Annotated in this window: 11 protein-coding genes; 4 read left to right on the top strand and 7 right to left on the bottom strand. The window is 58.3% G+C overall.

The genetic code is table 11. The features are described 5' to 3' along the window. From OCV66_RS01915 to OCV66_RS01900, 4 genes are all read left to right on the top strand, one after another. Complete coding sequence (locus OCV66_RS01915) at window positions 1-786, top strand: HAD family hydrolase (protein WP_147573715.1); 786 nt, start codon at window positions 1-3, stop codon at window positions 784-786. Next, complete coding sequence (locus tag OCV66_RS01910) at window positions 783-1,325, top strand: RDD family protein (protein ID WP_054326052.1); 543 nt, start codon at window positions 783-785, stop codon at window positions 1,323-1,325. Before OCV66_RS01915 ends, OCV66_RS01910 begins: the two co-directional genes overlap by 4 nt. A 126-nt stretch (window positions 1,326-1,451) precedes the next feature. Further along, window positions 1,452-3,104 (top strand): glutamate--tRNA ligase, encoded by a 1,653-nt coding sequence (locus tag OCV66_RS01905; RefSeq protein WP_186949466.1) that lies wholly within the window; start codon window positions 1,452-1,454, stop codon window positions 3,102-3,104. Between the two features lie 30 nt (window positions 3,105-3,134). Continuing rightward, window positions 3,135-4,793 carry a glutamine--tRNA ligase/YqeY domain fusion protein gene (locus OCV66_RS01900; RefSeq protein ID WP_054326082.1) on the top strand — a complete coding sequence of 553 codons (1,659 nt, stop codon included), beginning with the start codon at window positions 3,135-3,137 and terminating at the stop codon, window positions 4,791-4,793. A gap of 46 nt (window positions 4,794-4,839) precedes the next feature. On the opposite strand, the gene OCV66_RS01895 is transcribed toward OCV66_RS01900, so the two are convergent. The 7 genes from OCV66_RS01895 to OCV66_RS01865 all read right to left on the bottom strand — a co-directional run bounded on the left by OCV66_RS01895 (window position 4,840) and on the right by OCV66_RS01865 (window position 11,355). Continuing rightward, a complete protein-coding gene (locus OCV66_RS01895) occupies window positions 4,840-5,217 on the bottom strand; it encodes a hypothetical protein (protein WP_054326051.1) in 378 nt (125 codons plus the stop codon). Between the two features lie 13 nt (window positions 5,218-5,230). Then, entirely contained in the window at window positions 5,231-6,553 is a 1,323-nt protein-coding gene (locus OCV66_RS01890) for a replication-associated recombination protein A (protein ID WP_054326050.1), read from the bottom strand. 161 nt (window positions 6,554-6,714) lie between these two features. After that, entirely contained in the window at window positions 6,715-8,010 is a 1,296-nt protein-coding gene (locus OCV66_RS01885) for a hypothetical protein (RefSeq protein WP_054326049.1), read from the bottom strand. Window positions 8,011-8,035: 25 nt separating this feature from the next. After that, entirely contained in the window at window positions 8,036-8,560 is a 525-nt protein-coding gene (locus OCV66_RS01880) for an RNA polymerase sigma factor (protein ID WP_054326048.1), read from the bottom strand. A gap of 110 nt (window positions 8,561-8,670) precedes the next feature. After that, window positions 8,671-9,330: a hypothetical protein gene (locus OCV66_RS01875; protein ID WP_147573714.1), complete on the bottom strand. Its 660-nt coding sequence runs from the start codon at window positions 9,328-9,330 to the stop codon at window positions 8,671-8,673. A 7-nt stretch (window positions 9,331-9,337) separates the two neighbouring features. Beyond that, the gene (locus tag OCV66_RS01870; RefSeq protein ID WP_054326046.1) at window positions 9,338-10,018 is read right to left on the bottom strand and encodes a hypothetical protein; all 681 of its coding nucleotides are present in this window, start codon (window positions 10,016-10,018) and stop codon (window positions 9,338-9,340) included. Between the two features lie 95 nt (window positions 10,019-10,113). Further along, entirely contained in the window at window positions 10,114-11,355 is a 1,242-nt protein-coding gene (locus tag OCV66_RS01865; protein WP_054326045.1) for a 6-phosphofructokinase, read from the bottom strand. Window positions 11,356-11,576: the final 221 nt, after the last annotated feature.

Below are 11,576 nucleotides of genomic sequence, written 5' to 3'. Positions count from 1 at the left end.
ATGCACGCGGTGCTGTTTGCCAGCGATTTTGACGGTACTCTGTCCCATGGACAGGAGATCGACGCGCAGACCTTGGCTGCGGTCAGCCGGTTCCGTCAAAAAGGCGGACGCTTCGGCGTATGTAGCGGGCGGGACCCGGGAACCCTGAAAGACGAGCTTTCCCAGCATGGGTTGGCCTGTGATTTCCTCATCCTGATGAACGGCGCGCGGATAGAGGCGGGCGCGGACTGCCTGCAAGAAAAGCTGCTTTCCGGCTGGGAGAAAGCTTTGCCTCTGCTGCGGGCGCGGTGTCTGTTCTTCACGATGCTCAGCAGGGAAGAAGCGTATATGTTCCGCAGCGGCAAAGTGCGCACCGCAGAGGTGTCCGCAGGGGAGCAGGCTTACATAGATGCGATCGGGCGGATGTACGCCATGCGCCGGTGTGCGGAGGAGCTGGCGGCGGTCTATCAGATTAGCTGCCGCACACAGGACGGCCGCGCAGCGGTCGCGCTGGCGGATGAGCTACACAGGTTCGGCCTGTCCGCCTGGCCGAACTGCGAATATGTGGATGTGGTGCCGAAGGGCGTAGGCAAAGCGCCGGCTGTTGCGGCGGTTGCCGCGCATTTCGGGGTTGCGTCCGGGCGGGTTTATACAGCGGGGGACGGACGGAACGATATGGAGATGCTGTCCCGCTTCCGCGGCTTTGCCATGTCCCGCGCGGAGGAATGCGTCCGGCGGGCTGCCTCATGGACGGTGAAAACAGTAGGGGAAGCGCTGGAACAGGTTTGCGGGGAGGCGTTTGCATGAAAACCAATGCAGTCGGGCCGTTTCGGCGGCTGGCCGCTTACGCGGTGGACTGGTATCTGGCGACGATGGCATGCGGCGCGCCGCTCCTGCTCGTCAATTCCATGCGTACCGGCTCCACAGCAATCGACACCTCTATCCCAGACGGCGCTGCCGGCTGGCTTTGGGGAACGGTCGCGCTCCTGCTGGGCATGTTGTATTATTGGCTGATCCCGCTCCTCTGGGATGGACGGACGCCGGGAAAACGGCTGTTCCGCCTGCGCATTGTTCGCGCAGAGGGTGCGGGTAGAGTGGGGGCGGGCGCGCTCGCCCTGCGGCAGATCGTCGGAATTTTGCTGGTGGAGGGCGCGATCGCGTTCCCCAGTCAACTGCTGCGGGAACTGATCGCCCGCGCGGCGGGCGACAGCGCCGCGAACGCGTTGCGGATCGTGATGGTGGCGGTGACGATCGTTTCGATCATGCTGGGCATGTATACGCCGAGCAGGCGTATGCTGCATGACCGGCTTTCCGGCACCAGCGAAATCTTCGAGGAAAAGAAATAAGGAAAAGCAGCCGGCATGTTCCGGCTGCTTTTTATATGGTTTTTGCATTGCATGAGAACGTCCGGTGTGATAAAATAATCATAATCTGGGCAATTATACCCTTGCAGGAATATTGGAGTGAATATCATGGACTATCATCTGTTGGCGGAACGTCTGTTTCCGCATATCCATACCACGCCGGAGGAGATCGAGGCGCGCTACCCGAAGCGCCAGCTTCCGGAGGGCGCGAAGGTGACCCGCATGGGGCCAAGCCCCACGGGCTTCATGCACCTGGGCAACCTGTACGGCGCGCTGGTGGACGAGCGTCTGGCGCATCAGTCGGGCGGCGTGTTCTACCTGCGTATTGAGGATACGGACAAAAAGCGCGAGGTAGAGGGCGGCGTGCAGACCATCATCGAGGCGTTCTCCTCGTTTGGCCTGCCGTTCGACGAGGGCGCGTCGCTCGATGGCGACAACGGTGTTTACGGCCCCTACCGCCAGTCCCAGCGCGCGGAGATATACCAGACCTTTGTCAAGTCGCTCGTGCAGCGCGGCATGGCCTATCCGTGCTTCTGCACCGAGGAGGAGCTGGCCGCGGCGCACGCCGCACAGGAAGCGAACAAGGAGAACTTCGGCTACTACGGCAAATATGCCGTGTGGCGCGACCGGCCGATGGAGGAGATCGAGGCCGAACTGAACAAGGGTACGCCCTATGTGGTGCGTTTCCGTTCGGAGGGCAGCATTGAAAACAAGGTTCGTCATGAGGATCTGGTCAAGGGTAAGATGGAGGTCACGGAGAATGATCAGGACGTGGTCATCCTCAAGTCGGACGGTATCCCGACCTATCATTTCGCGCATGTGGTGGATGACCACCTGATGGGTACGACGGTCGTTGTGCGCGGCGAGGAGTGGCTCGCAACCCTGCCAGTACACCTGCAGTTGTTTCGTGCTATGGGCTGGAAAGCGCCCAAGTACGCGCACACCGCACAGTTGATGAAGATCGATCCGGAGACTGGCGGAAAGCGCAAGCTGTCGAAGCGCAAGGACCCAGAGCTCGCGCTCACGTTCTACGCGCAGGAGGGGTATCCGGTACCTGCGGTGCTGGAATACCTGATGACGCTTTTAAATTCTAACTTTGAGGAGTGGCGGCGCGCCAATCCGGACGCGCCGATGAACGACTTCCCGTTCTCGACCAAGAAGATGAGCGGTTCGGGCGCGCTGTTCGATATCGAAAAACTGCGCGACGTGTCCAAAAACGTTATCTCCCGCATGGATGCGGATACCGTATACAGCTATATCGCGGACTGGAGCGCGGCAAACGATCCCGCGTTCCACGCACTGCTCACGCGCGATCCGGCGCGCTCCAAGGCGTACCTCGCGATCGGCCGCGGCGGCAAAAAGCCGCGCAAGGACCTGGCGCTTTGGTCGGATGCCAAGGGCTATATGGACTTTATGTTTGACGAGCTGTTCCGGCCGGACTACACTATGCCCGAGCGCGTGCCTGCGGAGGATGCCAGGATCATCCTGACTGACTTCGCGGCCGTGTTTGACGAAGACGACACGCCGGACAGCTTTTTTGAAAAAATGAAGCAGATCGCGTCCCAGCACGGTTATGCAACGGACACCAAAGCGTATAAGGCCGACCCGTCCGCCTACAAGGGCGCGGTGGGCGACGTGTCCATGGTGGTGCGCGTGGCGGTCGCCGGACGGCAGAACGCGCCCGACCTACAGACGGTCATGAGCATTATGGGGCGCGAAAAGGTACTCGAGCGCCTGAAAAAATGTGCGGATGTGCTTTGATCCGCTTTTGGGGGAATTAATAACGCTATGATGGAAAACGTAAGTAACTTTCTGACCGAGATCATTGACGCAGACCTGGAGGCGGGGCTGAACGAGCAGATCCATACCCGCTTCCCACCCGAGCCGAACGGCTATCTGCATATCGGTTCAGCCAAGGCGATCTTTATTAACTGGTCGATCTCGAAAAAGTATAACGGAAAATTCAACCTCCGTTATGACGACACCAATCCGGTTAAGGAGGACACAGAGTATGTGGACTCCATCTGGGAGGATATCAAATGGCTGACCGGCGAGGAACCCACGGGCGGTGTGTTCTATGGATCGGATTATTTTGAAACCTGCTACGACTGCGCGGTGGCGCTCATCAAGGCTGGCAAGGCTTATGTGGACGACCTGACGCAGGAGGAGATGCGCAGCTACCGCGGCTCGCTGACCGTGCAGGGCAAGCCCAGCCCCTACCGCGACCGTCCGGTGGAGGAGAACCTGCAGCTGTTCGCGGATATGCGCGCGGGCAAGTTTGCGGATGGTTCCAAAACGCTGCGCGCCAAAATCGATATGGCCAGCCCGAACATGAACCTGCGCGATCCGGCGATTTACCGTATCGTGCGGGCGCACCACCACCGTCAGGGGGATAAGTGGTGTATCTATCCGCTGTATGACTTTGCCCACCCGATTCAGGATGCGATCGAGGGTATCACGCATTCGCTCTGCTCGATCGAGTTTGAAAACCACCGCCCGCTGTACGAGTGGGTCGTGGACAACTGCCCGCTGCCGCATCATCCCAAGCAGCGCGAGTTCGCCCGTCTGAACATGACGCATACGGTCATGAGCAAGCGTTACCTGCGCCAGCTCGTGTTCGAGCACCATGTGGAGGGCTGGGACGACCCGCGTATGCCCACACTGTGCGCGCTACGCCGCCGCGGCTACACGCCGAGCGCCATCCTGGATTTCGTCCAGCGCGCGGGCGTGGCCAAGGCGGATTCGTTGGTGGATATCAAGCTGCTTGAGCACTGTATCCGTGAGGAGCTGAACGACACCGCGCTGCGCCGCATGGCGGTCACCGAGCCGGTCAAGCTGGTTATTACCAACTATCCGGCGAACCAGTGCGAGGAATTTGAGGTGCCGAACAACCCGCGCGACGAGGCCGCTGGTACACGCAAGGCGCCGTTCACGCACGAGTTGTATATCGAAAAGAGCGACTTTGCCGAGGTGCCGCCCCCGAAGTTCCAGCGCTTAAAGCCGGACGGCGAGGTGCGCCTGATGGGCGCGTATATTGTGAGATGCAACGAGGTTATCAAGGACGGGAACGGCGAGATCGTCGAGATCCGCTGCACCGCCGACCTTGAGACAGGGAACGGGATGCCCGCGGACGGCCGCAAGGTCAAGGGTACGATCCATTGGGTGTCGGCCGCGCATGCGGTCGATGCGGACCTGTACCTGTACGATAACCTGCTGACGATTGAGAACGCGAACGATTTGCCTGAGGGGAAAGACTATTTGGATTACCTCAATCCGGACTCCCTCAAAAAGCTGACCGGCTGCAAACTCGAGCCCGCTCTCGCGGACGCGAAAGCGGGCGAGCGCTTTCAGTTCGTCCGTATGGGCTATTATGTCAAGGATCGGGAGTCAGGGCGGTTTAACCGCATTGTCACTCTCAAGGACAGCTTCGCCAAGACGCTGCAAAAGTAAAAAACAAGCAGGCGGCGGGAAATTCCCGCCGCCTGCTTGTTGTGATTCAGACCTGCTGCCATTCCTCGGCTTCAGTATGCTTTTGATAGACAGGATAATAGCTGTGGCCGCCGCCGTAGGTGAAAATTCTATCGCATTCTGCGGGCAGGGAAATGGTAAAAGTATCCCGTGCTCCATTTGGATTGTTCAGACCATAGGTAGAGTAAAAGGTCAGATACAGCCCGTCGTCACGCGTATCAATGCGGCAGTCGCGTACATAGCCCACACTGGAAACCACCGATACGCGGACGGTTGCCGTGCCGTCGGGCGACACGGTAAATTCTGTCGGGATTGCGCTGGAAAGCGGGTAGCTGGTAGAGGGGAGCGCGACGCAGAGCAGCGTCGCAGCCAGCAGGAAAACACAGGGGAATAGGCGTTTTCTCATTAGGGGGCTCCTTTCATTTCGCGCGGTGCTGTCGCTTCCATTCCTTGATTTGTTCCAGACGGGCCTTGTATTTGGCTTCCAGTCCCTGTTCGGTCGGGCGGTAGTATTCCCGCCCTGCAAGAGAGTCCGGAAGGCATTGCATATTGGTCAGCTTATCGGCGGCGTCATGGGCGTATTGGTAGCCTTTGCCGTAATCCAGCTCTTTCATCAGGCGGGTGGGCGCGTTGCGGATGACCAACGGAACTGGTTCGCTGAGCTGGGTAAGCGCGTCCTTTTTCGCGCTTTCATAGGCCATATACAATGCGTTTGACTTGGGCGCGAGCGACAGATACACCACCGCATGCGTCAGGTGGACCGAGCATTCCGGCATGCCGATAAAATGGCACGCCTGATAAGCCGCGACCGCGACCTCGAGTGCGCGGGAATCCGCTAGGCCGATATCCTCACTGGCAAAGCGGGTCACGCGGCGCGCGATATAGAGCGGGTCCTCGCCCGCTTCGAGCATGCGCGCAAGCCAGTAGACCGCCGCGTCCGGATCGGAGTTGCGCATGGACTTATGCAGCGCGGAGATCAGGTTATAATGCTCCTCGCCGGTTTTGTCGTACAGCAACGATTTTTTGGAAATGCACTGCGCAAGCGTTTCGGGCGTTACCGTGACCGTGCCGTCCGCCTCGTCGCCGTTCAGCACAACCATTTCGAGTGTGGAAAGCGCGCTGCGCGCGTCGCCGTTGGCAAAATTCGCGATCGCCTCCAGCATATCGGGCGCAATGTGGATTTTCTGTCCGCCAAAGCCGCGCGGGTCAGTGAGCGCGCGGGAGAGCAGGGAAGTAAGATCGTCCGTACCCAACGCCTGCAAAACGAACACCTTGCAGCGGGATAAAAGCGCGCCGTTGACCTCAAAGGAGGGGTTTTCGGTCGTCGCCCCGATCAGGATGATGCTGCCTTTTTCGACAAAGGGCAGGAACGCATCCTGCTGTGCTTTGTTGAAGCGGTGTATCTCGTCCACGAATACGATCGTACGCTCTCCGAAACGGCGATTGTCTTCCGCCTGCTGCATGACCTGCTTGATTTCCTTGATGCCGCTGGTGACTGCGGAAAAGTCGATGAACGACGCTCGAGTATGGTTCGCGATGATGCGCGCGAGCGTGGTTTTGCCCACGCCGGGCGGCCCCCAGAAGATCATCGAGCTGATGCGGTCGCTTTCAATCAGGCGGCGCAGCACCTTGCCCGGCCCAAGCAGGTGGGATTGCCCAGCGAATTCGGAGAGCTCCTGCGGCCGCAGCCGCGCCGCGAGCGGACGGGTATCGTCCCCGCCGAAAAGTGTCTGCTGCTCCATAGCGCGTCTCCTTTCCGTTTGGTGATGATTCTGTGGTACTGCCGATGCCTGGCGTGCAGCGGTGCCGGACGTTCTGTGGCTATTATACCACCGAACAAATGTTCCTGCAAGGAGGACGTAAAAAATCCCCTCTGAAAAGAGGGGATTTTTTTACAACAGGCTTACTGCAGGGGAACGGTCACTCCGTCAAAATTGAGGGAAGCGATGCTTGCAGGGTCGATCGGCTCGTCAAACAGCCATTGGTCGATCGCGTGGCCGGCTCCACTGCTGCCATTCCAATCGTCAATGCACCAGCCGCTTTCAATACAATTATTCGTCAGATAGAGCTTTTTGCCGTCCTTGGTCATGGCAAAGGTTGGACGATACCCTAAAATCGTACCTTGGCTGGAGGAGAGCGCGTAGAAGCCGATTTCAGAGACGCGAATCTCCTTCACCAAAGCGCCGCCTACCTGAACGTTGGGATAGTAGGTGATCTCTTCAACCGGCCGGATGGTGATATCCGTGGACCATTCGCCGGTGACCGGGGGCAGGACAAGCAATGTGCCAGCTAAATCGTCAAAGGTAACGTCGCCCAAATCCGAGGGAGACACGCTGAAAGACATATCCTGATACCAGATCCCGTTTTCCTCAAACATACTGTTGCCAAGCTCCTGGTTGTAGACGGCATCGTCTTTCCCCCCTGAAATGCTGCGCGCGGTCGTGATCAGATAGCTGTCTTCCCTGTTCGCAGCGTTGAGGAAAGCCAACTGCAAATGGAGTCGTCCATCGTTGGCAAAGCCGAAAGAGGACAAACGAACAGAATCGGTATGCTCCAGCGCGACAGGCGTTTGCTCAGGGACCAGGACGACCGAACCGTCAGGGGCGGTGGTGCTGGCCAACGTCTGCGCCGTTACCAGCTCGATCGGAACCGAAACGTCGGAAATCTTCTGCCGGGGCTGGAACCGATCAAAGCAAATAGAGACAGGGACGTTTTCCGTAACGCCATAGCCGGTGCTGGAAAATTCGATCAATGCGGTGTGGGTTTCTTCATCATACGAGATGACCTGCGGCAGACTGAACTGCGATACGCCCAAAGTGGGGACATCGGCGACATACCCGTCAATATCCATATCCGCGCGCAACCGGTCGCCCGTCTTGTCCTGCACCTCGGCCCAGATGCGGACATAGGTGCTGCTGGAGAGTGCGGACACCGGCCGCACCTCGATGCCGTCGTATTCCATAGCGATGCCAGTAAGGCTTTGGCTTTGTCCGGCGAAGCTGCCAAGCGCGTTCTGTAGCGCTGTGCGGAGCGCAGGGACAGCGGCGGCGAACGCCGAGAAGGTCAGCAGCACCGCCAGAACAGCGGCCACCAGGATGCGGCCGGTCGTCCAACACAGGGCCTTTCCGCGGCGTGGCCGGACGCCGCGCAGGATTTGGGCGCGCCGTTCGGGTGAAAGTGTGATATTTGCCATGGTCATATCGAGATCCCTCCTCATATTGCGCTTATTCATCATAGTACCATCCTTTCAGGCTCTCGCGCAGCTTGTTGCGGGCACGGGACAGGCGGGCGGTGACGGTCGAGATATCCACATGGAGGATATCGGCGATCTCGCGCGCTTTGAGTTCCTGATAATAGTGCAGGATGATGACTTCGCGGTAAGGGCGGGAAAGCGCCAGAATGGCGCGGGGCAGGGTATCGTCCACATGAGGGTCATCTGCGGGGGCAAGCAGCGCGTCCAGTTCTTCGGCGGGTGCGCGGCGGCGCTTCCAAGGGGAGCGCAGATAGCTTTTGCATACGTTGATGGCGATGCGGGTGATCCAGGTCGTTTCGCTGCCCCCGCCGTGGAATTGTCCGGCGCTGCGCCACGCCTTGAGCATTGTCTCTTGTACTGCGTCCTCGGCTAAATGCACGTCTTTCAGATAAAGCGTACATAGGCGCAGCAGCTGGTCGCCCCAGTCGTCGAGCAGGCGCGCAAAACCGTCCTCGTCCTGTAGGTATGAGGGGGCGTTGCTTTCGACAGCTTCCACAGCGGCTCCACATCCTTTCCAATCATTTGACGCGTGAAAGGAGCGGATTACTGCAAGAAAAAAGAGACTTTTTTGAAAAGCCTCCTGAAAGCGGAAAAACGGTAACGCGGTCATAGCAGGCAAGTCTCGACCGCCGCATCGGGGGCGAGCGTGCGGATGTAGCCGGAAAGCCGGTTCAGCGCGTCCCGCAGCAGCTCCCGCGGCGTGTCCGGCGTGCCGAAAACAGGGTAAAACACATGAAAGCTTTCCGGACAAACACAGGTGCGCGTATCCGCGCCCGCGATCATGCTGAAGATGATCCCGCTGTGGTCGCGGCCGCACAGGTCGCCGGGATAGGTGTGCGTGCTGTCGCTGCGCATGCCGGCAAACGGTAGCCTGGCGTCAGGAGAGAACAGGGTGAGGGGGCCGTCCATACGGTCGATATCATGCGTGCCGGACAGGACAAACGTACACAGTTCGAGCAGGAATGGTACCTCAGTGATCGGGTTGACCTCCGGAAATGGGCGTCCCTTGAACAGGACGGATTCAAACTGCTGCATAACCGGATAGGTTTTCCGAAATTTCCGGAAAAAACGGAAATAAGGGTTTTCCCCAAAGACTGCCTTGCGGTTGTAATCTGCATAACAGGCCTTGCATGCGGAAAGCTCTTTTTCGGCAAGCGCACGGAACGCGGCTTCCTCCCATTCGCGCCGCGCGGGATAAACGACCTCGGCGATGCCGAAAGGAATGCCGCGAGCGGAAAAGGAGGTGTCTTGTATAATGTCTATCATACTTAGATCACCTTGATGGATGAAGATGTGCAGGGGAGTCGTAGCTGACAGGCGCGCCGGTCAAAACGTCGTAATAGTACCAGCGGTCGCCGTCCGCGAAAAAGTAAACGCCGAGCGGATTCTGTGACCGGTCGCCGGTGATGCGGCCTATAAAGCGCCCGCCCTCCGCTTCGCCGATGGGCGTGATTTGCTCCACGCTGACGGGATGCAGCACGGCAAGATAGAGCGCAGTGACAAGCGCTATGGAGAGATACAGCAGCAGCACCACGATGGCTGCCCCATGCAGAGGAGTCTGTGTTCGCTGCTTCTTTTGGGGATGGCGGCATGGGATGTGCCAGTACAGTGCCGCAAGCAGCAGCAAAAGGAGCAGCAAGGCAAGCCACCAGACATACAGCAGATAGGGCAGCCGCCGCATCCCGCCCGGCTGATAAAAAAGCAGGAAAGCAAGCCCTGTGAAAACAAAAAAGATCAGCACATCGCCCGCGCGGGATGGTTTTCGCGGCGCGGCTTTGCTGCTGTTCAGGCAGCCTGCGATCAGCGCCGCCGGCGCGTAAAACCAAAAATAGTAGGAATTGGAAAGGACGGCGTCGTCATACTGGACGGAAACTTCAGTCAGATACAGGCTGGCAGCCAGCCATACAACCACTGATAAGGAGACAAGCAGAGGTGTAACATAGCGTTTGGTCATATAGGTTCCCTCCCCTTGAAAATAAAAACAGGCAGAGCCTGGCGGCTCTGCCTGTTTTCGGCATTGTTTCGCGCAGCAGAGCGCGTATTTTTGTTTTACGCTTCCGCCTTGATCTTCTTGAGGTTGGCAAAGCGCGGCAGGCCGTTCACTTTGGGGCCTACGTTTTCGCCGTTGATCAGCGGCATTGCGTACTCGATAAACTTTTCGTTTACGCCGTTGCCTTCTTCGTTGATCCAGTCGCGCGGCACCTTTTTCTCGGTGTTGGCAACCTGGCTCAGCGGCAGCAGCTCGATTTCGCACTTGTAGCCGTTCTCGTCGCGGGTACACTGGAAGCCCGGCATATAGTCGGTCTTGCCTGCTACCGCGTTTTCAACCGCAGCCTTGCCCGCCATATAGGACTCGTCCACGTCGGTCTTGGAAGCGCAGTGCGCCGCGCAACGCTGCAGCAGGGACAGCTCGATGCCGCGGACCTTGCAGCCAAGCTCGTTCTTGACCGTATCGGCCAGCATGGAGGCCAGACCGCCAAGCTGGGCGTGGCCAAAGCCGTCGGTCGCGGAGGTCTTTGCCTCGGATACGAAAGAACCGTCCGCATAGTGGATGCCTTCGGAAACCGCGACCAAGCAGTTGCCCTTCTCTTCATAAATGCGCTTGACGTCGGCCAGGAACTTCTTCATGTCGAAGTCGGTCTCCGGCAGGTAGACCAGATCCGGACCCGCGCCCATAGCGGTAGCCAGACCGGCCGCACCGGCCAGCCAGCCGGCGTGGCGGCCCATGATCTCGACGATGCAGACCATGCCGGTGTCATACACGCGCGCATCCTGGTAGATTTCCATGCAAGAGGTGGCGATATATTTGGCGGCGGAAGCGAAGCCCGGGCAGTGGTCGGTGCCGAACAGGTCGTTGTCGATCGTCTTCGGGATACCCATGACGCGGCACTCATAGCCGGACTTCATCATATACTTGGAAACCTTGTTGCAGGTATCCATCGAATCGTTGCCGCCGTTATAGAAGAAATAACGGATGTCGTACTTTTTGAAGATTTCAAGAATGCGCTTGTAATCGGTGTCGTCCACATCGGGATCGGCCAGCTTGTAGCGGCAGGAGCCGAGGGCAGAGGACGGGGTGTAACGCAGGAGCGCCAGCTCCTCGCGGTCTTCCTTATCGATATCGTACAGTTCGTCGTTCAGCAAGCCCTTGATGCCGTGCGCCATGCCGAAGACACGGGTGATGGACGGGTTGTCCAGCGCGGTTTCCAGCGCACCCAGAACAGAAGAGTTGATGACCGAAGTCGGGCCACCCGACTGGCCGATGACGCAAGCGCCTTTCAGTTCACTCATAATGATATACCTCCTAACAAAGTTGAGAATCAGGGCGCAATACTCTGCATTCTCTTTCATTCTAAAGGGTATCATAAAAACGCAATAAAATCAATGCAAATCCGAATTTTTTGGACAGGCTGCCGGACACGGGAACAGCAAGCAATTTTTGGTTGGTTTTTTGTGCGCTGGACTTGATTTTATGAATGTACCCTGCTAAAATAAAGGGAGAATTCAGCTTA

The sequence above is a fragment of the Agathobaculum ammoniilyticum genome, from assembly GCF_025567315.1.
GTDB lineage: Bacteria > Bacillota > Clostridia > Oscillospirales > Butyricicoccaceae > Agathobaculum > Agathobaculum ammoniilyticum.
The sequence above is the reverse complement of the archived record's forward strand: the minus strand, read 5'-3'. Positions and strand labels throughout refer to the sequence as shown.

Excerpts from the sequence above, each read along its gene's own strand:
- OCV66_RS01900 (WP_054326082.1), top strand. The coding sequence starts at position 3,135 with ATGGAAAACGTAAGTAACTTTCTGACCGAGATCATTGACGCAGACCTG.
- OCV66_RS01885 (WP_054326049.1), bottom strand. The coding sequence starts at position 8,010 with ATGACCATGGCAAATATCACACTTTCACCCGAACGGCGCGCCCAAATC.
- OCV66_RS01915 (WP_147573715.1), top strand. The coding sequence starts at position 1 with ATGCACGCGGTGCTGTTTGCCAGCGATTTTGACGGTACTCTGTCCCAT.
- OCV66_RS01865 (WP_054326045.1), bottom strand. The coding sequence starts at position 11,355 with ATGAGTGAACTGAAAGGCGCTTGCGTCATCGGCCAGTCGGGTGGCCCG.
- OCV66_RS01895 (WP_054326051.1), bottom strand. The coding sequence starts at position 5,217 with ATGAGAAAACGCCTATTCCCCTGTGTTTTCCTGCTGGCTGCGACGCTG.
- OCV66_RS01875 (WP_147573714.1), bottom strand. The coding sequence starts at position 9,330 with ATGATAGACATTATACAAGACACCTCCTTTTCCGCTCGCGGCATTCCT.
- OCV66_RS01870 (WP_054326046.1), bottom strand. The coding sequence starts at position 10,018 with ATGACCAAACGCTATGTTACACCTCTGCTTGTCTCCTTATCAGTGGTT.
- OCV66_RS01890 (WP_054326050.1), bottom strand. The coding sequence starts at position 6,553 with ATGGAGCAGCAGACACTTTTCGGCGGGGACGATACCCGTCCGCTCGCG.
- OCV66_RS01905 (WP_186949466.1), top strand. The coding sequence starts at position 1,452 with ATGGACTATCATCTGTTGGCGGAACGTCTGTTTCCGCATATCCATACC.
- OCV66_RS01910 (WP_054326052.1), top strand. The coding sequence starts at position 783 with ATGAAAACCAATGCAGTCGGGCCGTTTCGGCGGCTGGCCGCTTACGCG.